General features: G+C 72.4%; 19 protein-coding genes and 2 pseudogenes. 10 read left to right on the top strand and 11 right to left on the bottom strand.

From position 1 onward, the window contains the following. Positions 1-6: 6 nt before the first annotated feature. Entirely contained in the window at positions 7-879 is an 873-nt protein-coding gene (locus ACFYOH_RS25720; protein ID WP_388629694.1) for an SGNH/GDSL hydrolase family protein, read from the bottom strand. A gap of 361 nt (positions 880-1,240) precedes the next feature. Between ACFYOH_RS25720 and ACFYOH_RS25715 the strand changes: the two genes are divergently transcribed. Beyond that, entirely contained in the window at positions 1,241-2,236 is a 996-nt protein-coding gene (locus tag ACFYOH_RS25715; RefSeq protein ID WP_388629691.1) for an NAD-dependent epimerase/dehydratase family protein, read from the top strand. A 500-nt stretch (positions 2,237-2,736) separates the two neighbouring features. Here the strand turns inward: ACFYOH_RS25715 and ACFYOH_RS25710 are convergent, their stop codons facing one another. Both ACFYOH_RS25710 and ACFYOH_RS25705 read right to left on the bottom strand, forming a co-directional pair. Then, a complete protein-coding gene (locus ACFYOH_RS25710) occupies positions 2,737-3,846 on the bottom strand; it encodes a sensor histidine kinase (protein ID WP_388629688.1) in 1,110 nt (369 codons plus the stop codon). A 2-nt stretch (positions 3,847-3,848) separates the two neighbouring features. Next, positions 3,849-4,616: a response regulator transcription factor gene (locus tag ACFYOH_RS25705; RefSeq protein ID WP_388629685.1), complete on the bottom strand. Its 768-nt coding sequence runs from the start codon at positions 4,614-4,616 to the stop codon at positions 3,849-3,851. 70 nt (positions 4,617-4,686) lie between these two features. On the opposite strand from ACFYOH_RS25705, the gene ACFYOH_RS25700 reads away from it, so the two are divergent. Genes ACFYOH_RS25700 through ACFYOH_RS25690 form a run of 3 tightly spaced genes read left to right on the top strand, consistent with a single transcriptional unit; the run spans position 4,687 to position 6,784 of the window. After that, positions 4,687-5,421, top strand: a complete 735-nt coding sequence (locus ACFYOH_RS25700; protein WP_388629682.1) for a glycosyltransferase family 2 protein — start codon at positions 4,687-4,689, stop codon at positions 5,419-5,421. Continuing rightward, complete coding sequence (locus tag ACFYOH_RS25695; protein ID WP_388629679.1) at positions 5,418-6,032, top strand: DUF2064 domain-containing protein; 615 nt, start codon at positions 5,418-5,420, stop codon at positions 6,030-6,032. The genes ACFYOH_RS25700 and ACFYOH_RS25695 overlap by 4 nt, the downstream gene beginning before the upstream one ends. Then, entirely contained in the window at positions 6,032-6,784 is a 753-nt protein-coding gene (locus ACFYOH_RS25690) for a methyltransferase domain-containing protein (protein WP_388629676.1), read from the top strand. Before ACFYOH_RS25695 ends, ACFYOH_RS25690 begins: the two co-directional genes overlap by 1 nt. A 313-nt stretch (positions 6,785-7,097) precedes the next feature. Here ACFYOH_RS25690 and ACFYOH_RS25685 read toward each other — a convergent pair whose 3' ends face one another. Then, complete coding sequence (locus tag ACFYOH_RS25685) at positions 7,098-8,330, bottom strand: molybdopterin-dependent oxidoreductase (protein ID WP_388629673.1); 1,233 nt, start codon at positions 8,328-8,330, stop codon at positions 7,098-7,100. Positions 8,331-8,443: 113 nt separating this feature from the next. Here ACFYOH_RS25685 and ACFYOH_RS25680 point away from each other — a divergent pair, with 113 nt between their 5' ends. Then, on the top strand, positions 8,444-9,778 hold the full coding sequence (locus ACFYOH_RS25680) for a hypothetical protein (protein WP_388629670.1): 1,335 nt from the start codon (positions 8,444-8,446) through the stop codon (positions 9,776-9,778). Between the two features lie 670 nt (positions 9,779-10,448). On the opposite strand, the gene ACFYOH_RS25675 is transcribed toward ACFYOH_RS25680, so the two are convergent. Both ACFYOH_RS25675 and ACFYOH_RS25670 read right to left on the bottom strand, forming a co-directional pair. After that, complete coding sequence (locus ACFYOH_RS25675; protein WP_388629667.1) at positions 10,449-10,892, bottom strand: DNA-binding protein; 444 nt, start codon at positions 10,890-10,892, stop codon at positions 10,449-10,451. Positions 10,893-10,971: 79 nt separating this feature from the next. Next, positions 10,972-12,465, bottom strand: coding sequence for a long-chain fatty acid--CoA ligase (locus ACFYOH_RS25670; RefSeq protein WP_388629664.1), 1,494 nt, complete (start codon positions 12,463-12,465; stop codon positions 10,972-10,974). A 160-nt stretch (positions 12,466-12,625) separates the two neighbouring features. Between ACFYOH_RS25670 and ACFYOH_RS25665 the strand changes: the two genes are divergently transcribed. Continuing rightward, positions 12,626-13,792 carry a PucR family transcriptional regulator gene (locus ACFYOH_RS25665; protein WP_388629661.1) on the top strand — a complete coding sequence of 389 codons (1,167 nt, stop codon included), beginning with the start codon at positions 12,626-12,628 and terminating at the stop codon, positions 13,790-13,792. A 38-nt stretch (positions 13,793-13,830) separates the two neighbouring features. On the opposite strand, the pseudogene ACFYOH_RS25660 reads toward ACFYOH_RS25665, so the two are convergent. Both ACFYOH_RS25660 and ACFYOH_RS25655 read right to left on the bottom strand, forming a co-directional pair. Then, a pseudogene (locus ACFYOH_RS25660) lies at positions 13,831-14,575 on the bottom strand (class I SAM-dependent methyltransferase). A 207-nt stretch (positions 14,576-14,782) separates the two neighbouring features. Then, positions 14,783-15,448: a ScbR family autoregulator-binding transcription factor gene (locus tag ACFYOH_RS25655; protein ID WP_388629658.1), complete on the bottom strand. Its 666-nt coding sequence runs from the start codon at positions 15,446-15,448 to the stop codon at positions 14,783-14,785. A gap of 154 nt (positions 15,449-15,602) precedes the next feature. Between ACFYOH_RS25655 and ACFYOH_RS25650 the strand changes: the two genes are divergently transcribed. The 4 genes from ACFYOH_RS25650 to ACFYOH_RS25635 all read left to right on the top strand — a co-directional run bounded on the left by ACFYOH_RS25650 (position 15,603) and on the right by ACFYOH_RS25635 (position 18,357). Next, complete coding sequence (locus ACFYOH_RS25650; RefSeq protein ID WP_388629656.1) at positions 15,603-16,577, top strand: TIGR01777 family oxidoreductase; 975 nt, start codon at positions 15,603-15,605, stop codon at positions 16,575-16,577. 80 nt (positions 16,578-16,657) lie between these two features. Beyond that, positions 16,658-17,056 carry a DUF1731 domain-containing protein gene (locus ACFYOH_RS25645; RefSeq protein ID WP_388630167.1) on the top strand — a complete coding sequence of 133 codons (399 nt, stop codon included), beginning with the start codon at positions 16,658-16,660 and terminating at the stop codon, positions 17,054-17,056. 117 nt (positions 17,057-17,173) lie between these two features. Then, positions 17,174-18,043, top strand: coding sequence for a class II glutamine amidotransferase (locus ACFYOH_RS25640; RefSeq protein ID WP_388629653.1), 870 nt, complete (start codon positions 17,174-17,176; stop codon positions 18,041-18,043). A gap of 80 nt (positions 18,044-18,123) precedes the next feature. Further along, positions 18,124-18,357, top strand: coding sequence for a hypothetical protein (locus ACFYOH_RS25635; protein ID WP_388629650.1), 234 nt, complete (start codon positions 18,124-18,126; stop codon positions 18,355-18,357). A 158-nt stretch (positions 18,358-18,515) separates the two neighbouring features. Here ACFYOH_RS25635 and ACFYOH_RS25630 read toward each other — a convergent pair whose 3' ends face one another. From ACFYOH_RS25630 to ACFYOH_RS25620, 3 genes and pseudogenes are all read right to left on the bottom strand, one after another. Continuing rightward, entirely contained in the window at positions 18,516-20,222 is a 1,707-nt protein-coding gene (locus ACFYOH_RS25630) for an LCP family protein (RefSeq protein WP_388629647.1), read from the bottom strand. A gap of 321 nt (positions 20,223-20,543) precedes the next feature. After that, on the bottom strand, positions 20,544-20,906 hold the full coding sequence (locus ACFYOH_RS25625) for an ArsR/SmtB family transcription factor (RefSeq protein ID WP_388629644.1): 363 nt from the start codon (positions 20,904-20,906) through the stop codon (positions 20,544-20,546). A gap of 626 nt (positions 20,907-21,532) precedes the next feature. After that, positions 21,533-22,090: pseudogene (locus ACFYOH_RS25620) on the bottom strand (TerD family protein); the annotation flags it as partial. Positions 22,091-22,308: the final 218 nt, after the last annotated feature.

Here is a 22,308-nt window from a genome sequence, read left to right as displayed (position 1 = left end):
GGGGAGTCAGCCCAGGCCGAGAACGCCCACGGCGCGCTCGGCCATGCGCTGCTCGCCGAGCGCGTTGGGGTGGACCGGGACGAGGTTCTGCCCGAAGAGGAGCGGCTCGATCCACCGGGTGCCGACGGCCTGACACGCGTCATGGCCTTCGGACGCCTCGGAGAAGTCCACGTACGTGGCGCCGGTCTCCTCGGCGGCGCGCTGCACGACGGCGTTGAGGTGGGCCTGCAGCGCGTGCAGGTACGGCACGTCGCCGGACGCGATCGGCATTCTGGCGAAGCAGGACGGGTCTGCCTCGGCCGGCGTGATCCACGGGTAGCCGAGCACCGCCACACGGGCGTCCGGTGCCTTGGCCCGCACGGCACGCAACGCGGTCTTCAGCGCGGGGTAGGTCTTCGCGTCGATCGCGTCGTCGAAGGAGGTGCCGTACGTGTCCTTGCAGGGGCTGCCCTGGCCTGCGCTGAGGAGGCCCGCGGTGCCGCAGGCCAGCATGGCGTTGATGAAGGTGCCGTTGTCGTTGCCGCCGATCGTCAGGGTCACCAGATCGGTGTCCGCGGCGACCGCGTCCGCCTGCGGGGCGACCCCGGGGTACTGGGACTCGGTGAAGTCCTTGGTCCGGGCGGCGCCACAGGTGACGTCCGTCAGCCGGGCGGCCGTGCGGGCGGCGATGACGTGGGGGTAGTCGGCGGTGGAGCGCAGGCAGATCGGATTGCTCGCGTCGACCGGCAGGACCCCGGAGCCGGCGCTGTAACTGTCGCCCAGAGCGGCGTAGTTCAGGGGTGTCGTGGCGTCGGCGGGTACGGCGGTGAGGCCGAGGGCCAGCGCGCCGGCGAGCGCGGACGTCGCGGCGACGGCACGGCGCAGGGCAGGCTTGGGCATGGGCGGGTGCTCCCTCTTCTCGGGTGGGGACACGGAGCAGGCGGGCATGGCAGTGCCCGCGTGGGTGCTGGTGCGCGAGAATGCGGCGGCTCGGAGCAAGGAGAGGTACCGGCGTGGGGTGCCGGATCGCGGGATCACCGCTGAGTTCTACCGCTAGGTAATGTGCGGGCATCCACCTGCGGAGTCAACGTTGTTGACACGGATTCTTGAAACCGCCACGAACGGAAGTGAACCGCGGCGCCGGGGCCTCCGTGGGCGCGTCCGACGTCACCCCGCGACTCACGGCGTCGACCCCTTACGGAGTCATGACGTGCCGGTCGCGTCGCCCGGTCCCGGTGCCGTCCGCATCTAGCGTGGCCGTATGCGTGTACTGGTCACCGGCGGTGCCGGGTTCATCGGATCCCATGTCGTCGAGGCGCTGCGGGCGGGCGGGCACGAGCCGCTCGTGTACGACGTCCGGCAGGATCCCGGCGCGGACGTGCGCAACCCGGCGTCCATGGCCCGGGCGCTGGCCGGGGTGGACGCCGTCTGCCACCAGGCGGCGATGGTCGGGCTCGGCAACGGTGTCGTCGACGCGGCGGAGTACGTCTCGCGCAACGATCTCGGCACGGCCGTGCTGGTCGCGGCGATGGCGGAGGCGCGGGTGCGGCGCCTGGTGCTGGCGGGGTCGATGGTGGTCTATGGGGAGGGGCGCTACGAGTGCCCTCGGCACGGGGTCGTACGGCCCGGTCCACGGGCCGTGGCCGATCTGGACGCGGGCCGCTTCGAGCCGTCCTGCCCGCGGTGCGGCGCGGAGTTGAGCCCCGGGCTGGTCGGTGAGGACGCTCCGGCCGATCCCCGGAACGTGTACGCGGCGACCAAGCTGGCCCAGGAGCACCTGGCCGCGGCCTGGGCCCGCAGCACGGGTGGGTCGGCGGTGTCGTTGCGGTACCACAACGTGTACGGGCCGCGGATGCCGCGGGACACCCCGTACGCCGGGGTCGCATCCTTCTTCCGCTCGGCACTGGCCCGCGGCGAGGCCCCGCGGGTCTTCGAGGACGGCCGCCAGCGACGGGACTTCGTGCACGTGCGGGACGTGGCCGCAGCCAATGTGGCGGCGCTGGAGGCAGAGGCGGCGCCGGGCGTCCTCGCGGCGTACAACACCGGGAGCGGTGAGCCTCGTACCGTCGGCGAGCTGGCACGGGCACTGGCCGCCGCGTGCGGCGGACCGGAGCCCGTGGTCACCGGGGAGTACCGGCTGGGGGACGTACGGCACATCACCGCCGACTCGTCGCGGCTGCGGGCCGACCTGGGGTGGAAGCCGCAGGTCGAATTCACGGCAGGCATGCGGGAGTTCGCGGCGGCCGGCCCGGTGTAGGGGCCCGTGGACGCGTGAGGGCCACACGGATTGCTCGGCGAGCCAGCCGACTCTGGCCCGGCGGCCGGCGAGCCCCCCTCGGCGCGGCGCGGAACACGCGCCGGCCGGGGTACGGTGCCGGCCGGGACTGCCGAGGATTCCCCAGGGTGCCACAGCCACCGGACCACCCGGGATGCGGCAGCCACTCGATCTCGCCGGCCTCCCGCAGCCCCCAGACCGCCCAGGACGCGGCGTCCACTCTCACTCCGCAGCCACCCGCACTCCGCCGGATGCCATAGCCCCCGACCGCCCACAACGCAGCAGCCGCCCAGACCCCGCAGCACGCCGCAGCCCCCCGCACTCCGCCGGATGCCATAGCCCCCGCTCTCCCCAGGGATGCCACAGCCCCGCACCGCCCACAACGCGGCAGCCGCTCACACTCCGCAGGCCGCCGGAACCGCCCGCCCCCCGAATGCCGCAGCCCCCGAACCCCCCCAGGATGCGGCAGCGCCCCTGACTCCCTAAGGCGCCGCAGGCAGTGTCACCTCGAAGCGGCAGCCGCCTGGGATGTTGCGGACCGTGGCCTGGCCGTGGTGGGCCTCCACGATGCCGCGGACGATGGCCAGGCCCAGGCCGGCGCCCGCCGGCGGGGTGCGCGCGTCACTGCCGCGCCAGCCGGTGTCGAATACGCGCGGCAGGTCCTCCTCGGGGATACCGCCGCAGCCGTCCGTGACGGAGAGCACCACGCCGTCGTCGGTGCGCTCGGCGGCGACCGCGACGGTGCCGTCGGGCGGGGTCCGGCGGATCGCGTTGACCAGGAGGTTGCCGAGGACTCTGGTCATCTCCTTGCCGTCCACCTCGACCGGTACCGGTGCCACGCGGTCGCCCACGAGGCGGACACCGTTTTCGCGGGCCAGCGGGTCGGCGCCGGCCAGTGCGTCGCCGACCAGGTCGTACAGGGAGATCCGGGAGGGGCTCAGCGGGAGGGTGCCCGCGTGGATGCGGGAGAGTTCGAAGAGGTCGCCGACCATGCCGTTGAGCCGTTCGACCTCGGTGCGGATCTGCTTGAGGTAGCGGCCGGGGTCGGCGGCCACGCCGTCCTCCAACGCCTCCGACATGGCGCGCAGTCCGGCGAGCGGGGTGCGCAGGTCGTGCGAGATCCAGGCGACCAGCTCGCGCCGGGACTTCTCCAACGCCCGCTCCCGTTCACGGGATTCGGCGAGCCGAGCGCTGGTGGCGGCCAACTCCCGGCTGAGCGCGTCCAGTTCGGCGGTGGCCGGGCCGTGCGGGGCGGCGAAGGCACCCGCGTCACCGAACGAGCGGGCGGCGTCCATGAGTTCACGGCTGCGCGCGACGACCCAGCGCCCCAGGAGCAGCGCGGTGGCCAGGGAGACCACGGCCGCCATCGCGACGACGGTGGTGACCACGGTCAGGTCGTGCGAGGACAGGAACATCGCCCAGGCGACGGCGAGCGTGCCGGCGAGCATCGCGCCGACGCCGACCGCCGCGACCACGGCGACGGAGGCGGTGAGCGAGCGGCGCCGGATCAGGCGCAGCACGCCCGCGCCCGCCACCCCCGCGGCGGCGGCACCGGCGAAGGCGTAGAGGGCGATGAGAAGAGTGGCGGGCATGGTCAGAGCACCGCCTCGCCGGGCCCGAAGCCCGACTCGAAGCCGGGCCCGAAGCCGGGCTCGAAGCGGTAGCCGACGCCCCACACGGTCTGGATCAGGCGGGGCCTTGCCGGGTCGTCCTCGACCTTGCCGCGCAGCCGGCGGACATGGACGGTGACGGTCGACAGGTCGCCGAAGTCCCAGCCCCAGACCTCGCGCATCAGATCCTCACGGCTGTAGGCCCGGCCGGGGTGCCGCAGGAAGAAGGCGAGCAGGTCGAACTCGCGGAGAGTGAGGGCGAGTTCGGTGCCGTTCTTGGTCGCCCGGCGGGCGTCGGGGTCGACGCTGAGTCCGGCCGCGGCGAGCCGGTGCCCCGTGGCGGCGGGCCGGCTGCGGCGCAGCACCGACTCCACGCGCAGGACCAGTTCGCGGGGGCTGAAGGGCTTGGTGACGTAGTCGTCGGCGCCGACCTCCAGGCCCAGGATGCGGTCGTCCTCGTCGCCGCGGGCGGTGAGCATGATGACCGGCACGGGGCCGCCGTCCCGCATCCGCCGGCACACCTCCAGGCCGTCCATGCCGGGCAGCATGAGATCGAGCACCACGAGGTCGGGCCGGTGCGCGGCGGCGCGGGTGAGGGCGGTCGGGCCGTCGTCGGCGCGGTCGACCAGATAGCCGGCGCGGTGCAGATATCCGGTGACGACCTCGGCGACGGTCGGATCGTCGTCCACGACCAGGATCCGGGCCGTCTCGCCTGCGGCTTCGGTCCCGTGGGGCTCGTACAGCGATTGCATGCCTCCAGCGTCGCACCGCGCGGCCACCGGTGTCCGGCCGCGGGCCGGGCGTCCGCGTTTCGTAAGGACCATGAGTCCGATTTACCCGATTGACGTTCGTAGGGTGAGACCCGTGACGACCACTTCAGCGGACGTCGACGTGGTGCTGCCCTGCCTGGACGAGGCCGAGGCCCTGCCCTGGGTGCTCGACCGGATTCCGGCCGGCTGGCGCGCCCTCGTCGTCGACAACGGTTCCACCGACGGCTCCCCGGACATCGCCCGTGCGCTCGGCGCGACGGTGGTGCACGAGCCGCGGCGCGGTTTTGGCGCCGCCTGCCACGCCGGACTGACCGCGGCCACGGCCGAGATCGTGTGCTTCTGCGACTGCGACGCCTCACTCGACCCCGCGCTGCTCGTTCCCTTCGTGCGGGAGATCCGGGACGGCGCGGCCGACCTGGTCCTCGGCCGGCGGCGTCCCGAGGGCCGGGGCGTCTGGCCGGCGCACGCCCGCGCGGGCAATCTCGCGCTGGCCCGCATGCTGCGCCGCCGTACCGGGCTGCGCCTGCACGACCTGGGCCCGCTGCGGGCCGCCCGCCGTGAGCCGCTGCTCGCGCTCGGCCTCACCGACCGGCGCAGCGGCTATCCGCTGCAGATGGTCGTCCGCGCGGCCGACGCAGGCTGGCGAATCGCCGAACACGATGTGCCCTACCGGCCGCGCACCGGCGCCTCCAAGGTCACGGGCACCTGGCGCGGCACCTGGCAGGCGGTGCGGGACATGAGCCGCGTGCTGGCCGAGACCCCGGCCGACGGGGGGCTCGTACGGTGACCACGCTGCTCGTCATCGCCAAGGAACCGCTGCCGGGGCGGGTCAAGACCCGGCTCACCCCGCCGTTCACCCCGCAGCAGGCGGCCCGTCTGGCGGAGGCGGCGCTCGTGGACACCCTGCACGCCGTTGCTGCGGCGCCCGCGACCCGCAGGGTCCTGGTCCTCGACGGGGCGCCGGGACCGTGGCTGCCGGCCGGCTTCGAGGTGCTGCCGCAGTGCGCGGGCGGGCTGGCCGAGCGGCTGGCGGACGCCTTCGCGCACTGCTCGGGACCGGCGCTGCTCATCGGCATGGACACCCCGCAGGTGACGCCGGAGCTGCTCACCGTGGACTTCGCGGGCTGCGACGCCTACCTCGGCCCGGCCGAGGACGGCGGCTTCTGGGCGCTGGGCCTGGCCGAGCCCGAGCCCGCGCTGCTGCGGGGCGTGCCCATGTCGACGCCGGTGACCGGGGCCGCGCAGCGGGAGCGGCTGCTGGCCGCCGGACTGCGCGTGCGTGAGCTGCCCCGGCTGCGGGACGTCGACACCGCCGCCGACGCGCACGCCGTCGCCGCGCTCGCCCGGCACGGCCGGTTCGCCGCCCAGCTGGCCCGCTGTACGCCGGTCACCCGGTGATGGGCGGCAAGGTCGCCTGGGCGACTGCGGATCCCTACTCCGCCGCCCTGCGCACCGGTCGCGGCCCCCTGTTCCTGCGCCGCACCGACGGCTGGCTGCTGCCGCTGGAGGTGGAGCGCTGGTGCGGCCGAGCCGATCAGGTCGACAGGGAGGTCCTGGACCGCTGCGAGGGCGCCGTCCTGGATGTGGGCTGCGGTCCCGGCCGGCTGGTGGCCGAGCTCGCCGCCCGGGGCCGTACCGTGCTCGGCATCGACGTCAGCGAGGCCGCCGTCGCCCACACCATCGAGTTCGGCGGGCAGGCGCTGCGGCGCTCTGTGTTCGAGCCGTTGCCCGGAGAGGGGCGCTGGGACACCGTGCTGCTCATGGACGGCAACATCGGCATCGGCGGGGAGCCTTCCGCCCTGCTGGAGCGGGTGGCCGCGCTGCTGCGCCCGGGCGGGCTGCTGATCGCCGAGACCGTGCCGGGACACGTCGACGAACGCTCCCGGGTCCAGGTGGTCGACACGGTCGGCGCCGCCCGGGCCACCGGTGCACCGTTTCCCTGGGCGCGCCTCGGCACCCCGGCCCTGCTGCGGTACGCGCGCAGGGCCGGGTGGCGGTCCGTCGCTCAGTGGTCGGCGGGCGGCCGGTGCTTCGCCGCCCTGCGCACGCGCCATCCCAGCAGCAGCGCCGAGCCGCCGAAGAGTACGGCGGTGATCAGCAGCCAGCGGGTGAGGAAACCGTCCGGGGAGAGTCCGGTGGCCGACCGGTAGCGCCCGGCCGTCATGCCGCTGATCAGCGGGAACCAGACGAGCAGGAGCAGTCCGGACAGCAGGACCGGGACGCGCACGTAAAGCGTCCAGTCGCGCCGTCCGGCCGCCCCCAGGCCGCCGGTGACCGCCCGGTCGGCCACCGTGTACAGCGGCAGCAGGACGAGGTCGTGCAGCAGGGCGGCGCCCACGATCCACAGCGCCACCCCGAACCAGTCACCGGCGAGCAGCCGCACCCCGGCGTACGCGGCGAGGGCGAACGAGCAGGCGAGCAGCAGCAGTTGGAAGGGACTGCCCAGGTGTACGCGGCGCGGCATCACAGGTCTCCGAAGGTCAGTCGGGCCACCCACTTGGTGTTGAGCACGCCGGGTGCCGCCGGGACGATGATCCGCGCCGGGTGGCCGTGGTCGGGGGACAGTTCCTCGCCGTTGACGAAGAGCGCGAGCAGCGAGCGTCCGTCGGCCACCTGGTTGGCGCGCAGGGCCGCACGCCGGAACGCTCCATGTCGCTGCAGGGACTCCACCAGCACGTCCGGCGGATCACCGTCGTACCCGACGAGCGCGGCGAGGTCGCGCAGCCGCACCCCGCGCCACCACTGGTCCGCGGTCGACCAGCCCTCCACGCAGGCGATGGGCAACGAGGCGCTGTGCTGCGGCAGTTGGAGCAGCTGGGCGCGGCTGAGCCGGATGGTTCCGGTGCGGCCGGTGACGACGAGCCGCCAGGCGTCCTCGTGGGTGTCGGCCGCGGTGATGCCGGCGTAGGCGGCGGTCTTGTTGATCTGGAAGCCGTTCGGGCCGCCGCCGGGATCGGCGGTGCCGTGCGGGGCGAGCAGGGCCGTACGGCGGAAGGGCCCGCCCAGGCTCTGTCCGACCGTGGTCAGGAACAGCAGCAGGGAGCCCCCGCCGACCAGCCCCAGCGCGCCGCGCCGGGAGACGGTGGGCGCCTCGGGTCGCGGTGAGACCAGGTCGTTCCGCTCCTGCCGACGCTGCCGAACGGCCCGTACCGCCGTGGGTGTCTTCAGCGCGGCGTGTGCGAGGAACGCGGCGAAGAACACCCATGCCCCGTAGAAGTGCAGCGGGTAGAAGGAGCCCGGGAAGACATAGTCCAGCTGGACGTTGAGGACTCCGGTGGTGAACTCGAACAGCCCTCCCCCGACCAGCAGCAGCAGGGAGATCCGCTCCAGCGCGTGTGCGAGGGAGCGGGCCGGCGGCAGGGTGAAGAGCCTCGGCACCACCGACCACAGCTTGGCCAGCAGGACGGGGATCAGGGTGAAGCCGAGGGTGACGTGGACGCCCTGGGTGAGCCGGTACAGCCACACCGGGTCGGTGGGCCAGGCGAAGAGGTAGAAGCCCAGGATGCCCTTGTCCGGAGTCATGTCGTTGACCCGCGACAGGCCTGGGTTGTAGGCGGCGTACGACACCAGGCCGGTCACGAACAGCACGGTGATGCCGACGAGCAGGACGAGGCCGAGCACCGAGGTGAACCAGGGGCCGCGCAGCGGGCTGCGCCAGAAGCCTGGGGACGTGGGAAGCCGGGAATGGTCGCGCATGTCCCGACCGTAGGCCGGGGGACGCCCGGAAAAGGGTCCCTGACCGGTGACGAAACGCTGACGTCCGGTCCGTACGGCGGCCGGTCGCCGCTCCCCCGGCCTAGCGTTCCGGTGTGACCCGATCTCTCCGCCGTGACCTGTACGCCGCCGGTGCCGCCGCCCTCCTCGTGACGGCGGCAGTCCTCGTCGGCCGGCACATCCAGGACACCCGCCACACCCTGTTCGTGCACTGGCCGCCGCTGTTCGCGGACTGGGACCCGCATCTCGGCCCCGGCACCCCGGCGGCCCTGGCGGTGGCGGCGGCCACCGCGGCGTACGGCCCCGCCGTCGCGGCCCGGCTGCCCTGGCGCGGACTGCTCGCGGCGGCCTGGGCGGCCGCCCAGGCCTGGATCGTGTCCCTCGCCCTGGTCGACGGCTGGCACCAGGGCATCGCGGTCCGGCTGACCACCCGCAACGAATACCTCCGGGTCATCGGCCGCTTCCATGACATCCCGGCCACCCTGCGCGACTTCACCCACCACATCGTCAGCGGCACCCCGGACCCCTGGCCCGCCCATATCGCCGGTCATCCGCCGGCCGCCACGCTCACCTTCGTGCTGCTGGACCGGATCGGGCTGCGGGGCGGCGGCTGGGCCGGGATGTGGTGCATCACCGTGGGTGCGACGGGCTGCGTGGCCGTGCTGAACGCGCTCCGCGCGCTGGCCGACGAGACGCTCGCACGGCGGGCCGCGCCGTTCCTGGTGCTGGCCCCGGCCGCGGTGTGGCAGGGCACCTCCGCCGACGGCTACTTCGCGGCCGCCGCCGCCTGGTCGCTGGGTCTGCTCGCGCTGGCCCTGACCCGCCGGTCCCACGGATACGCGGCGGCCTCGGGCCTTCTGTTCGGCCTGACCTGCTACCTCTCCTACGGCCTCACACTGTTCGCCCTGATCGGCGGCGCAGTCGTCGCGCTCGCGCGCCGGGAACTCCGGGAACGCCCCGCCCTGCTGTTGTCCCTGTTCGCCGGACTGGCCGTGTTCCCAGTGGCGTTCACACTCGCCGGGTTCGACTGGTGGCACGCCTACCACCTCCTCGTCACGCGCTACTACCAGGGCATCGGCGGCACCCGCCCCTACGGCTACTGGGTCTGGGCCAACCTCGCCTGCACCGTCCTCATCACCGGCCCGGCCACGGCGGCGGGGCTGCGCCGGACGACCACGACACTCCTCCCCAGGACCGGCGCCCGTCGCCCCGCCGACCTGCGCCTGGCACTCCTCGTCACCGCCGCGCTGCTCGCCCTGCTGGTCGCCGACCTGTCCGGCATGAGCAAGGCGGAGACGGAACGCATCTGGCTGCCCTTCGCCCTCTGGCTCCTCCCCGCCTGCGCCCTCCTCCCCCGTCCCCGACCCTGGCTCATCGCCCAGGCGATCCTGGCCCTGCTCCTCAACCACCTGCTGCTGACGGGCTGGTGAGTGTGCCGGAGCCGCCGGCGCGGCAGGGTGACCCCGCGTGACCCCCGTCCGGTCGGGGCGTTGCCCTGGGCGTGGGGAGGGGCCGCTGTGGCCGAAATCGCGTACTGGTGCGGGATGTGCCGCTGCCACTTGGCTGAACGACGGACGGCAGGCAGGAAGGACCGGGATGGACTTCGGCAGCGTGGGTCGGCGCGGGTTTCTCGGGACGGCGGCGGCAGGGCTGGTCACAGCGGCGGTCTCCCCACGGGCGGCGACGGCGGTCGGGCTGCCGGGCGGGCCCGGTGTGCGGGCCGGCGACGGGGGGCGGTTCCTCATCTGCACCCGGATGACCGGGGGTTCGGTCACCGGCAGCCGGGCCGGCGGTGACCTGATCGCCGAGGTGCAGGGGGTGCTGTGGCGGGTGCCCCGGGACGGGGGGACGGCCGTACAGGTGACCGGCTGGGAGCTGGAGGCGACGCGCCCCGCGCTGTCCCCCGACAGGCCGACGCTGGCCGTGTGCGGCTATCGCGGCGGAGGCTTCCATCTGTGGTCGCTGCGGCCGGACGGCGGCGGGCTGCGGCAGTTGACGGACGTTGCCATCCCGGCGCGGAGGGGTGAGGCATGTGCGATGACTCAGGGGCGGATGTGCAGACTCTCCTTCAGGCCCGGCGGCCGGCGGCCGGTCCAGGTGTCAGGCGTCCTCGTCGTCGGCGGTGGTGCGGTCGGCCAGTCGTTCGTATCGCTGTCTGGCGGCCTGCGGGGTGCCGAGTCCGAGGCCGAAGGCTATCTCGGGCCAGGTCATGCCCCGGCCGCGGGCCATCCGGAGGAGCGAGGCCTCCAGTTCGTCCAGCTCCGCTCGCACCAGCGGCACGAGGCTCAACGCGGCCGTGATGTCGGCCCGGTCCACCTCCGGCTCGCCCTCGTCGAGCAGTGCCGCCCCGCTCAGCAGGAACGTCACGAGCCGGACGGCCTCGTGCGGCGCGAGGACCGACGGGTGGGTCTGCCGACGTCGTTGCCCGTCCGTCGCCGCATGCCGCTCGGCGATGCGGAAGAGGCAGGCGTGGACCCGCTGGGCCCGCGCCTGCTCCGGCCGCGGAGGGTTGAAGGGGTCGGTGTGATCGGCGGTCGATGACATGCGACAAGGGTTGCGTTCAACACGACATGACGTCAACTGCTTATTGTGAACGGCCCGTTCACACGGCCGGGGGCTGAACTCAGGACGTCGGCGCGGTGATCTCCCGCTTGAGGATCTTGCCGCTCGGGCCCATCGGCAGCGCGTCCGTCAGCCAGACCCGGCGCGGGTACTTGTAGGCGGCGACCCGGTCCCGGACGAACCGCTGCAACTCCTCGGTGTCCGCCTGGGCTCCCGGGCGCAGGACGACCGCGGCGACCACCTCCTCGCCGAGCCGCTCGTCGGGCACCCCGAGGACCGCGGCGAGGGCGACGGCGGGATGCTCGTGCAGCACCTCCTCGATCTCGCGCGGGTAGACGTTGTAGCCGCCGCGGATGATCAGGTCCTTCTTCCGGTCGACGATGTACAGATAGCCGTCCTCGTCCTGGCGGGCCAGGTCGCCGGTGCGCAGCCAGCCGTCGGGGATGGCGGCGGCCGTCTCCTCGGGGCGGTGCCAGTACTCCTTCATCACGTTGGGCCCGCGCACGGCCAGTTCACCGACCTCCCCCGGTGCGACGTCCCGACCCGAGTCGTCGAGCAGCCGGACCTCGACGTCGCGGACGGGGGTGCCGATGGATCCGGGCTTGCGCGGACGGTCGGGGTGGTTGAAGGAGACGACGGGGCTGGTCTCGGACATGCCGAAGCCCTCCAGCACCATGCAGCCGTAGCGCCGCTCGAACCCGTGCAGGATCTCCACCGGCAGGGAGGCGCCGCCCGAGACACACATGCGCAGGCTGGACACGTCGGCCGCGTCGGCGCCCGGGTGCTGGAGCAGCGCCGCGTACATGGTGGGGACGCCCTCGAAGACGGTCGCCCGGTCGCGGGCGATGGCGTCGAGCACGGTCTGCGGCTCGAAGCGGGGGACGAGGGTGAGGGACGCGCCACTGCGAACGGCGACGTTCATGGTGCAGGTCTGCCCGAAGATGTGGAACAGCGGCAGGCAGCCGACGATCACGTCGTCGGAGGTCAGCCGCTGGACCTCGGTGACGTTGACCTCGGTGTTGTGGCGCAGCCCGGCGTGGGTGAGCGCGGCGCCCTTGGGACGGCCCGTGGTGCCCGAGGTGTAGAGCAGCACGGCGATGTCGTCGTCGGCGGCGGCCGTCACCTGGTATTCGGGCTCCAGGTACGCCAGTTCGGCGGCGAAGGCGGCCGGTTCGACCGTCAGGTGCCGCACGCCGGCGGCGGCCGCGCCCGCGGCGCCCTCGCCGGGCGCCTGGTGCCACTCGAAGAGCAGTACGGCGCCGGAGTCCCGCAGGTGGTACTCGGTCTCGCGCTCCTTCAGCAGCGGGTTCATCGGCACCACGATGCCGCCGGCGCGCAGGACGGCGTAGTACAGGACGACGAACTCGGGCACGTTCGGGAGCATCAGCGCGACCCGGTCGCCAGTGCGCAGGCCCTCGCCGCGCAGCAGTGCGGCGGCCTGGGCGCTGAACCGGTCGAGCTCGGCGTAGCTGGTGGTCGCCGTGCCGAGCCGCAGCGCCGGGCGCTCGGGCAGCCGTCGCGCCGTGTCCACCAGGAATTCCGCCAGATTGGCCATGATGCCTCCTCGCACGCATGCTCCCGCCACGCTCGCGGGTCCCACCGCGAGCGCTCCCGGCATGGTCGCGTGCACGGTCAGGGGCGTCCATGGTGACGCCCACAGTTCGCCCGTGCCGGAGTTGTTCCCGGGACCAAAATGAGCCTCGTACGCTGCGGGTATGAGTCTGTCGAATGTGGGGGCGGCGCTGCGCGGGCGCCTTCCGGAGCTGGGCGAGCGGATGGTCGAGCGCATTCGTGCGGAGGTCGAGTCGTACGCGGACGACTCGCTGATCCCCTTCACGTCGCTCAGGGAGTCCTGCGAGGGCAACGCCGATCTGCTCCTCGGACGCTTCGCCTACGGCGCGGAACCCGATGTCGGAGCCGCTCAGCAGACCGGACGGCTGCGCGCCGAGCAGGGCGTGCCGCTGGCGGACACACTGCACGCCTACCGGGTCGGTTTCGAGCTGCTGTGGTCGGAGATGGTCGACGAGGCACGCAGGCATCCGGAGGTCACGGACGCGGAGCTGGTGGCGGGGTCCTCGGAGATCTGGGCGCTGTTCGGCCGGTACGCGGAGGCCGTGGCCGCCGCCTACCGCGAGGCCAGCGCCGAGCTGGCGCTGCAGCGGGAGGCCCGCCGGTCGGCCCTGGCCGAGGCGTTGTTCACGGGCGCCCTCGCGGATCGTACGACGCCGTGGGAGGCGGCCCGGCAGCTCGGTCTGCCGGAGCGCGGGCCGTACGCGGTGGTGGCCGCGTCGGTGCCCGATCCCGGACAGGAGCCGCTGCCCGGCATCGAGGCGGCCCTGCGCCGCTCCGGCGTGCCCTCGGTGTGGCGGCTGCTGCCGGACCAGCAGATCGGGCTGGTCTCGCTCGGACACCGGGACGCGGAGACGGTGAGCCTGCGCGCACTGCGCCGCCGGCGCGCCCGGGTCGGCGTCAGCCCACGGTTCGACTCGCTGCGGGACACGCCGCAGGCGCTGCGGTTCGCCCGGTTGGCCCTGGCCGGACTGCCCGGCGAGGGTCCTGGGGTCACCCGGTTCGACGACAGCCCGCTGGCGATGCTGGTGGCCGCCGCCCCGGCGGAGGCGAGCCGGCTGGTCGAGGTGTCCTTGGGCCCGCTCCTCGAACTGCCGGAGGCGGAGCGGGCGCGGCTGCTGCAGACCCTCGGTCACTGGTTCGCCTCGGGCGGAGTGGCCGCCGGGGCCGCGGAACGGCTCTTCGTCCACCCCAACACCGTGCGCTACCGGCTGCGCCGCATCGAGGAGCTGATCGGGCGTCCGCTCACCGACCCGATGGCCCTCGCCGACCTGGGGGCCGCGTTGTACGCGCTGCGGCTGCTGCCTTCCTGATGCCGCATCCGACCGGTGGGGTGGGGCGCCGGGGCCGACTAGCGCGTCAGCGGCAGCCGGTACACCGAGACATGGGAACGCGAGTCGGCGGTGAACTCGCTGCCGGACCAGTCGGCATGCCTGGACTCCCGCTCGAATCCGGCCAGTTGGGCCATGAGGTCGAGCTCGGACGGCCAGATGTATCGGTGCGGGCTGCGGTACAGCCGGGCCTCCTCGGTCTCGTCGAAGCGGAAGTGGTGCGACACGACACGCTGGTTGAGGACGTCGTAGGTGTCCAGCCCGACATAGCCGGCGTCGGCGCGCCACACGGTGGCCTCCTTGCCCGGGGGGAAGCGTGCGCAGCTCCGGCACCCACAGTTCGATCACGAACCGGCCGCCGGGCGCGAGATGGCGGGCGGCGTTGCGGAAGCACTCGACCTGCTCGGCCTGTGTGAGCAGATTGGAGATCGTGTTGTAGACGAGGTAGACGAGGCTGTACGTCCCCGGGGCGAGGGTCGTCGCCATGTCACCCATGACCACGGGGATCGTGGCTTCGTCGGCCTTGGTCCGCAGTTGCTCCACCATCGGCCCGGACAGCTCGATGCCGGTGACGGGAACCCCTCGCTCGGCCAGCGGGACGGCGACCCGGCCGGTCCCGATCGCGAACTCCAGTGCCGCTCCGCCGTCCGCGAGCTCGGCGAGGCGTTCCACCGTGGGGGTCAGAACCTCGGGAGCGAACATGCCGGTGCCGGGCGTGTCGTAGCGCCGGGCGACAGCTGCGTCCCAGATCTTCTCCTGCTCCATTGCACCAACGCTGACCTTCCGTAAAGAAGTTGTCCAACGAATTACGCACGGCCTCGTTGGCGGAATCCCTCCGTGGACTCCCGGGCAGCAACAGGATCGTGGGCATCGACGTCATCCGCTCAACCTGCCGGCATGACAGGAAACCGACCCAGCGGTTTGCTATGAACTGCCATCACGGGCGCCACGGGGCCCAGCACACGGACCGACTCAGCTGTTGACGCCCGCCAGAGTCGCCGCCGGCCGCTGCCGGACCTCCGCGATCACCCTGGCCCCCCGGTCCGGCGCGGTGTCGAGGCGGACGAGGACGGCCGGGGCGGCGATGGCGGGGAGCAGATGGTTGAAGAGGGCCGACATACGGTGGTCGAGGTCGGCCCAGTGCGCGACGGCCTGCGACACGAACTGCACCCCGATCCACGCGCCGAGGAAGACCTGGGCGGTCTCGTCGGGCACCACGTGCGGGAGTACCTCACCGCGCTCCTTGGCCTCCGTCAGGAGCGAGCCGGCCAGCTCGGCCCAGGCCGGCCATGCGCTGCCGAAGACATCGCGGCCCTGCAGGTCGGCCGAGAGCCGGACGCCCGCGAGCAGCATCGGCTCCCGCGGCAGCCGCTCCGCCAGGGTCATGCCCGCGTCCACCCACTCCTGCAACTTCAGTTCCCGGGGGACGTGGTACTCCGTGCTCATCTGCTCCTGCAGCACACCCTGGGCGAGTGCGGCCTTGGAGTCGAAGTGGAAGTACAGGGCGCCCTTGGTCACGCCGGCCCTGGTGAGGATCTCGGCGATGGTGGCCGCCGCGTAGCCGCGCTCGGCGAACACCGCGGCGGCGGCTTCCAGAACAGCACGCCGGGTCCGGACAGCTCGCTCCTGCTGAGCCATGGACCCTCCTCAAGCTGAAAATTAAACCAAACAGCTCGTACCTTACCGCAGCACATGTCAACAGAAAGGTGCTCTTGGGCAGTTGTCGACGCTCATTCTTTTGAACGCGTTCAAATCTAGGGCTACGCTGGGGGTACCGAACCGAGGGGGCTCGATGAAGGTAGTTCTGCCTGGGGGAACCGGACAGATCGGCACGATTCTCGATCGTGCGCTGACGGCGGCCGGTCATGAGGTCATTGTGGTGACCCGGCGTCCGACGGGTGAGCGGCAGGTCGGCTGGGACGGGACCACGCTGGGCCGCTGGGCCGAGATGGTCGACGGCAGCGACGTCGTCATCAACCTGGCCGGACGCAGCGTCTCCTGCCGCTACACCGCCGAGAACCTGCGGGCCATGATGGATTCGCGGGTGACCTCGGCGCGCGTGGTGGGGCGGGCGATCGCCGCCGCCGCGCAACCGCCGCGGGTGTGGCTGCAGATGAGTACGGCGACGATCTACGCCCATCGCTTCGACGCGCCGAACGACGAGGCAACCGGCGTGATCGGCGGCTCGGAGACCGGAGTTCCGGACTACTGGGCCTACAGCGTCGACATCGCCAGGAACTGGGAACGCGCCCAGGCCGAGGCACCGACACCGGCGACGCGGAAGGTGGCACTGCGCTCGGCGATGGTGATGAGCCCGGACCGGGGCGGGGTCTTCGACGTGCTGCTCGGGCTGGCCCGGCTGGGACTGGGCGGGCCGGTCGCCGGCGGTGCGCAGTACGTCTCCTGGATCCACGACACGGACTTCGTACGGGCGGTGAAGTTCCTGATCGACCGGGACGACATCGAGGGCCCGGTCAACCTGGCCTCCCCCGGCCCGCTCCCGCAGCGGGAGTTCATGCGGACGCTGCGTACGGCCCGGGGCGTCCCCGTGGGGCTGCCGGCGACCCGGTGGATGGCCGAGCTGGGGGCCTTCGCGCTGCGTTCGGACACGGAGTTGCTGCTCAAGAGCCGCCGGGTGGTCCCGGGCCGGCTGGCGGCGGCCGGGTTCGACTTCGCGTATCCCGAGTGGCAGCCGGCCGCCGTGGATCTGGTGGGCCGCGCCAGGTCGACGCGGTCCGGGGCGGGCCGGCTTCGTCGCTTTACTTGAAACACAAGCAACCGCTGTATCGTGCGCCATGATTCAAATTTGAAGCCCGAGCCTCTCGGGAGGACGCCACGCGCGTCGCGATCACCGGATCCACCGGACTCATCGGCTCCGCCCTCACCCGCTCCCTCCTCGCCGACGGCCACCAGGTGGTCCGCCCCGCGGCGCTCCGCTTCGCCCTCGACACCGAGGAGCTCTCCGGCCCCGTCAACTTCACGGCCCCCGAACCGCTCACGAACCGCCAGGTGACCCGGGCACTGAGCCGCGCCCTGCACCGTCCGGCGCTCACCGCCGTCCCGGCCTTCGCCCGGCGCGCGGCGCTCGGCGAGTTCGCCGGGAGCATCACATGCAGCGCACGCGTCGTACCGGCCGCCCTGGCACAAGGCGGGTTTCGCCTTCGCTCATCCGACGATCGACGCGGCGCTCGACTCGGTACTGCGACCGACCGCTTGAGGAATCCGTCGGCGGGGCGAAGGCGCTGAGTGCGGGGCCGGATTCCTCCGTGGCGCGAGTGCGCGAACGTACGGGGCGCGGGAGCATGGTCGTCCGGGGCACCGGACGACGGGGCTCGGCGGAGGACGGGTGACGAGGAGGATGTCGTGTGCCGACTGTTCGGGCTCATCAGTTCCCCGCTGCGCACACATGCCACGTTCTGGCTGCTGGACGCGCCCGACAGTCTCAGCGTGCAGAGCCGCCGTGAGCCCGACGGCACCGGGCTCGGGTACTTCGAGGCGGACGGCACGCCGGAGGTGCACAAGGCGGCGATCGCCGCGTACGAGGACCGCGCCTTCGCCCGGGAGGCCCGGGAGGTCGAGTCGGCCACCTTCCTCGCGCACATCCGCTACGCCTCGACCGGCGGGCTGGAGGTGCGCAATACACACCCCTTCGAGCAGGACGGGCGGCTGTTCGCGCACAACGGTGTGATCGAGGGTCTGGAGGAGCTCGACCGCCATCTCGGCGAGGACCGCTCACTGGTGCACGGGGACACCGACTCCGAGCGCTTCTTCGCCCTGGTCACGCGGGAGACGGCGGCGCACGGCGGGAACGTGTCCGCCGGTCTCGCGTCCGCGGCCCGCTGGGTCGCCGGGAACCTGCCCCTGTACGCGCTCAACATCATTCTTGTCACCGCGCAGGAGCTCTGGGCCCTGCGCTATCCCGCCACCCACGAGTTGTACGTCCTGCGGCGCCCGGCAGGCGGTCACCACGGCTCGCGGCATCTCGACCACTCCGGCCGGCACGGTCATCTGCGGGTGCGCTCCGCGCATCTCGGTGATCGTCCGGCGGTCGTCGTGGCCAGCGAGCCCATGGACGAGAGCCCGCACTGGCAGCTCATGGCGCCCGGCGAGTTGCTCCACATCGGCCCCGATCTCCGGGTGACGTCTCATGTCGCCGTGTCCGACGCACCGGCCCACCCGCTCACCCTGTCCGACCTGCGCCCCGAAGCGGCCGCCTCGCAACGACCTGCGTAGTCGGGCCCTGAGATCCACCGGCGGCCGTCGGTGACCCGGCTCACGGGAGCGAAACTTGCGCAACCGCTAAACTTTGCTGCGTGGAGACTACCGAGGTGACGGGTTGGGAGACCGCCGTGCTCGACGGCGGGCCGGCGGACGGGCTGCGGATGAAGGTCTCCGACCGGCCGCGTGTGATCCAGGTGACGTACCCCTGCCAGGTCGAGGCCGCACCGCCCGGCGGCATACGTGCCGAGGCGGTGTATCTGTACCGACGCGACTACACCGTCACCAGCGAGCCCCTGCGCTACGGCTTCGACATCGCCAGCCCCTGACGCGCACGGTGCACGCGGCTCAGTCGGTCGGCCCGCTCTCGACCGTGGGAGCGCTGGACGGCCCGGCGGCGTCGTCCTCCTTCATGGCCTTGGCCTCGCTCTTGACGTGCGGTCTTGCGCAACAGTACGACCGGGTCACCGGCTCGGTCGCCGTCCGGTCAGGAGTCTGAGTCGGGCTTGCCGCGTGCCGCGGCGTAGGCCTGGGCCGGTGTCATGGGGACGCCGTTGAGGTTGACCGTCTTGTAGGGGCTGACCTTGGCGCAGGTCCTGGCCTGGTCGGCGGTGGAGGCGTGGGCGCCTCCGACGGCGGCCTTGGTGTCGGCCGGCGTGGGTGCGGACTTGCCGCCCGGGAAGGTGGTGCCGCTGGGCCAGTCGCTGCCGATGACCAGGGTCAGGCCACTGCCGGTGCCCTGCTTCAGGTGCGAGGAGGACAGGCCGAGCGCCTTGGCGACCGTCTCGGCCTCCGCCTTCTGATCGGTGCCGTAGGTCAGCGTGCTGGTCGTCACCGGGCTCGGTGCGTTGGCCGTGGTCGTGCCGGAGCTGAAGCCCTGGTCGGTCAGGGCCGTCGCGACGGCCGAGGCGCGGCCGGTGACCGTGGTGCCGTTCTCGACCGTGACGGCTATCTGCGAGGCGGGCACGGCCGAGGCGGTGGCCTTCGCGGTCGCCGAGGCCGCCGCGGCCTTCTGGCCGGAGCCGGTGGTCAGCGACTGGTCGTTGGCGATCGTGGAGAACAGCGTCTTGGCACCGGCGCCCACGAGCACCCGGTCCTTGTTGTTCGGGTCGGGGGCCGTCTGCATCGTCGTGAACGTCATCCGCTTGGTCGGCACCTTGTTGACGTCCGACGCGAGCGAGATCAGCTTCTTCACGCTGCCCAGGCCGTCGTCCACGGTCAGCGCCTTGGTGGCGGCGTCCGCGAGGCCGTAGACCGCGGTGGGGTCGGTGAGCGTGCCCGCGCTCTTGAACTTGCGGATCATCGCGCTGAGGAAGATGTGCTGCGAGATCGTACGGCCGAGATCGCTGCCGTCACCGAAGCCGTGCCGGGAGCGGACGAACTCCAGCGCCGCCTCGCCCTTGAGGGTGTGGGTGCCCTGGGACAGCTTCAGATGGGAGTAGGTGTCGTACACGTCGTCGCTGACACAGACGGAGACACCCCCGATCGCGTCGGACATCTTCACGACGCCGGAGAAGTCGAGCTTGACGAAGTGGTCGATCGGGATGCCGGTGAGCTGGTGGACCGTGGCGACCTGACAGGCGGGGCCGTACTGCAGGGCGCTGTTGATCTGGCCGTAGTATCCGGACGTGGACTGGCCCGTCTCACCGTCCTTGCAGGCCGGTACCTGGGCCATGGTGTCGCGCGGGATGCTCATCACCGTCGCGTTGGACCGGTCCGCGGAGACGTGCAGCACCATCTCCACGTCCGCGTTGCTGCCGCTCTGCACCCCGGTCTTCGAGCAGCCGCCGCCGAGTTTGCAGTCGGCCGCACTGGTCCGGCCGTCCGAGCCCATCACCAGGATGTTGATCGGGGTGCGGCCGAAGGCGTCGGCCTTCTCGGCACCGCCCTTGCCGTCGAGCGCGACGCTGTGGATGTTGCCGTTCAGGTGCTCGTAGAACCACCAGCCCGCACCTGCGGTGACCACGATGACCGCCGACATGCCTATGCCGAGGATCTTCAGCGCCTTCGTGCCGCGGCCCACCGGACGGCCTCGGCGCCCCCGACCGCCGCCGCGCCCACGGGCAGCCGCCCGCGCCGCGGCCCGGCCGCCCGGCGGAGGCGACCCGTCGGGCTCGGCTGCTCGCTGTCCGGGCACCCGCGCGCCATGGCTACGCGTGGCCTGCCCGGTGGGCCCGTCCCACGGGTCGCTCATCTCCCACTCCCATGAACGGTCGGGCCCGTCGGACCGGGCCGTGGGGTGTACGGCCCGCCCCGGGCGGCGATGTACGGGCGGGCGAAGCGCGCCGCTCCGCCCTTGCTTGCGTGGTTGCGCAATCTAACAAACTTGCTGCCCGAACTGCACAGATACACACATGATTCACAGGTGAGGCATCTCATGAATCGCCGTGCGGACCGAGCTCGGTACGGGAGCGGGAGTCTACGCGCCTCACATAAGAACGACATATAGACCTTGGACGAGAGAGCGCCACAGAGCAGGGGCCGGTCCTGGGACCGGCCGGTTGGCGCGATGCTCTCAGCCGCCGATCCTGCGCAGGTCGTAGGCCGGGGTGGCGGTGTGCGTCGAGCGCGCGGTCAGCTGCCCCACCATCACCCGGACCAAGGTCACGACGTCGGGATCGTCGATGTAGTAGACCTGCCGCCGGCCCTCACGGCGGGCGCGGACGAGTCCGGCGAGCTTGAGCTTCGCCAGGTGCTGGCTGACCGCCGGAAGCGCTCCGCCCACCCGGTCGGCGAGATGCGTGACATCGCTCTCCCCCTGTGACAGGGCCCACATCAGATGCAGCCGGGCGGAGGACGCGAGCAGGCCGAACGCCGCGGCGGCTTCGGCCAGCACCTCGGCGGGCGGGTCTTCGAAGCCAGCGGCGCTCTCCGTCACAGCCCTCTCCTGTCCCCGCCCTCGTCACAGCCGACGCACATGCGCGCACCCAGTGTAGGGGTCGGTTCCGGAGGTCAGTCCTCGTAGAAGTTGTTGACCACGACCTCCGGCTCGTCGTCGTCGAACGCCTCGTTGAGCAGCGCGCCGCCGATGAGCCCTGCCGCACCGGCACCGATGAGCGCACCCGCGCCGAAGCGCCGGCCGCCGCCCTGGTGATGGTCGTGGTCCGCGTACGGCTCGCCGTACGCCTGCTGGGGGTAACCCTGCTGGGGGTAACCCTGTTGTGGATAGCCCTGCGCCACGGGCTGCGCATAGCCCTGCTGCGGCGGGGTGTAGAACGGCGGCACGGTGGTCTGCACGCGCTGCGCACAGGCGCCGCAGACCTGGACGGGCCGGGGCACGCCCCACTGCGGCGACCAGGTCACGGTCGTCGCGCCAGGGCCGTGGTTGGGGTCGAAGAAGCAGGTCACGCTGGAACTCCCGGTGGTGTGCGGTGATGTGGGGAATGCCGGGGCCGACGAGGCGGCGACCGGCGGCTTCGATGGGGCGGGCGGCACATGCGTGCCGGCGTGCGTCCGCGATGCGGCGACCGGGTCCGAGACCGGGCTCGGGGACGTCTCCCTGAGCACGGAGACGCCGTAGTCGGTGGCGATGCCGGCGAGCCCCGAGGCGTAACCCTGCCCGACCGCGCGGAACTTCCACTCCGCGCCGTGCCGGTACAGCTCGCCGAAGACGAGTGCGGTCTCGGTCGACAGACCGCCGGACGCGAGGTCGTAGCGGGCCAGTTCGGTGCCGGTTTCCCGGTCGAGGACGCGGATGTGCGCGCGGTGCACCTGCCCGAAGGCCTGGCCGCGGCTCGCGCCCTCGTACAGCGACACCGTGAAGACGATCTTCTCGATCTCGCCCGGGACCCTGGTCAGATCGACCTGGATCCGCTGGTCGTCGCCGTCGACCGGGCTGCCGCCGCCCAGATGGCGGACCGAACCGTCGGGACTGCTCAGGTTGTTGAAGAAGACGAAGTGCTCGTCGGACGGCACCTTGCCCGACGGGGCGCACAGCAGCGCGCCCGCGTCCGGTTCGTACCCGGTGTTCGCCTGCCAGCCCAGCCCGACCGTCACAGCAGTCAGACCGGGGGCCTGCTTGCTCAGCGACACATTGCCGCCCTTGGTCAGGGTCACACTCATCCACGCCCTCCGCAGCCGCTCGCACTTCCGGCATCCATCATGATCGACGTCCGGGGACCACTCCGAGTTCCACGATTGCGCAATGTCTTAATCATGTAGCAGAACCTCGACGGGTCATCACCAGAGCCTCGCCGGAGGCCAACGCCCCTTGTCCGGCCCCCTCGACCGGCCCCTAGCCTTGCGCAAGCAGGAAAACAAGTGTCGGTCTCCGGCGCACT

This window comes from Streptomyces sp. NPDC007856 (assembly GCF_042868225.1).
Lineage (GTDB): Bacteria > Actinomycetota > Actinomycetes > Streptomycetales > Streptomycetaceae > Streptomyces.
This window is presented reverse-complemented; position numbering and strand designations above follow the sequence as displayed.

Bases quoted from the DNA above. Each gene is read 5' to 3' on its own strand.
- ACFYOH_RS25720 (WP_388629694.1), bottom strand. From the start codon at position 879: ATGCCCAAGCCTGCCCTGCGCCGTGCCGTCGCCGCGACGTCCGCGCTC.
- ACFYOH_RS25715 (WP_388629691.1), top strand. From the start codon at position 1,241: ATGCGTGTACTGGTCACCGGCGGTGCCGGGTTCATCGGATCCCATGTC.
- ACFYOH_RS25710 (WP_388629688.1), bottom strand. From the start codon at position 3,846: ATGCCCGCCACTCTTCTCATCGCCCTCTACGCCTTCGCCGGTGCCGCC.
- ACFYOH_RS25705 (WP_388629685.1), bottom strand. From the start codon at position 4,616: ATGCAATCGCTGTACGAGCCCCACGGGACCGAAGCCGCAGGCGAGACG.
- ACFYOH_RS25700 (WP_388629682.1), top strand. From the start codon at position 4,687: ATGAGTCCGATTTACCCGATTGACGTTCGTAGGGTGAGACCCGTGACG.
- ACFYOH_RS25690 (WP_388629676.1), top strand. From the start codon at position 6,032: ATGGGCGGCAAGGTCGCCTGGGCGACTGCGGATCCCTACTCCGCCGCC.
- ACFYOH_RS25685 (WP_388629673.1), bottom strand. From the start codon at position 8,330: ATGCGCGACCATTCCCGGCTTCCCACGTCCCCAGGCTTCTGGCGCAGC.
- ACFYOH_RS25675 (WP_388629667.1), bottom strand. From the start codon at position 10,892: ATGTCATCGACCGCCGATCACACCGACCCCTTCAACCCTCCGCGGCCG.
- ACFYOH_RS25670 (WP_388629664.1), bottom strand. From the start codon at position 12,465: ATGGCCAATCTGGCGGAATTCCTGGTGGACACGGCGCGACGGCTGCCC.
- ACFYOH_RS25665 (WP_388629661.1), top strand. From the start codon at position 12,626: ATGAGTCTGTCGAATGTGGGGGCGGCGCTGCGCGGGCGCCTTCCGGAG.
- ACFYOH_RS25655 (WP_388629658.1), bottom strand. From the start codon at position 15,448: ATGGCTCAGCAGGAGCGAGCTGTCCGGACCCGGCGTGCTGTTCTGGAA.
- ACFYOH_RS25650 (WP_388629656.1), top strand. From the start codon at position 15,603: ATGAAGGTAGTTCTGCCTGGGGGAACCGGACAGATCGGCACGATTCTC.
- ACFYOH_RS25630 (WP_388629647.1), bottom strand. From the start codon at position 20,222: ATGAGCGACCCGTGGGACGGGCCCACCGGGCAGGCCACGCGTAGCCAT.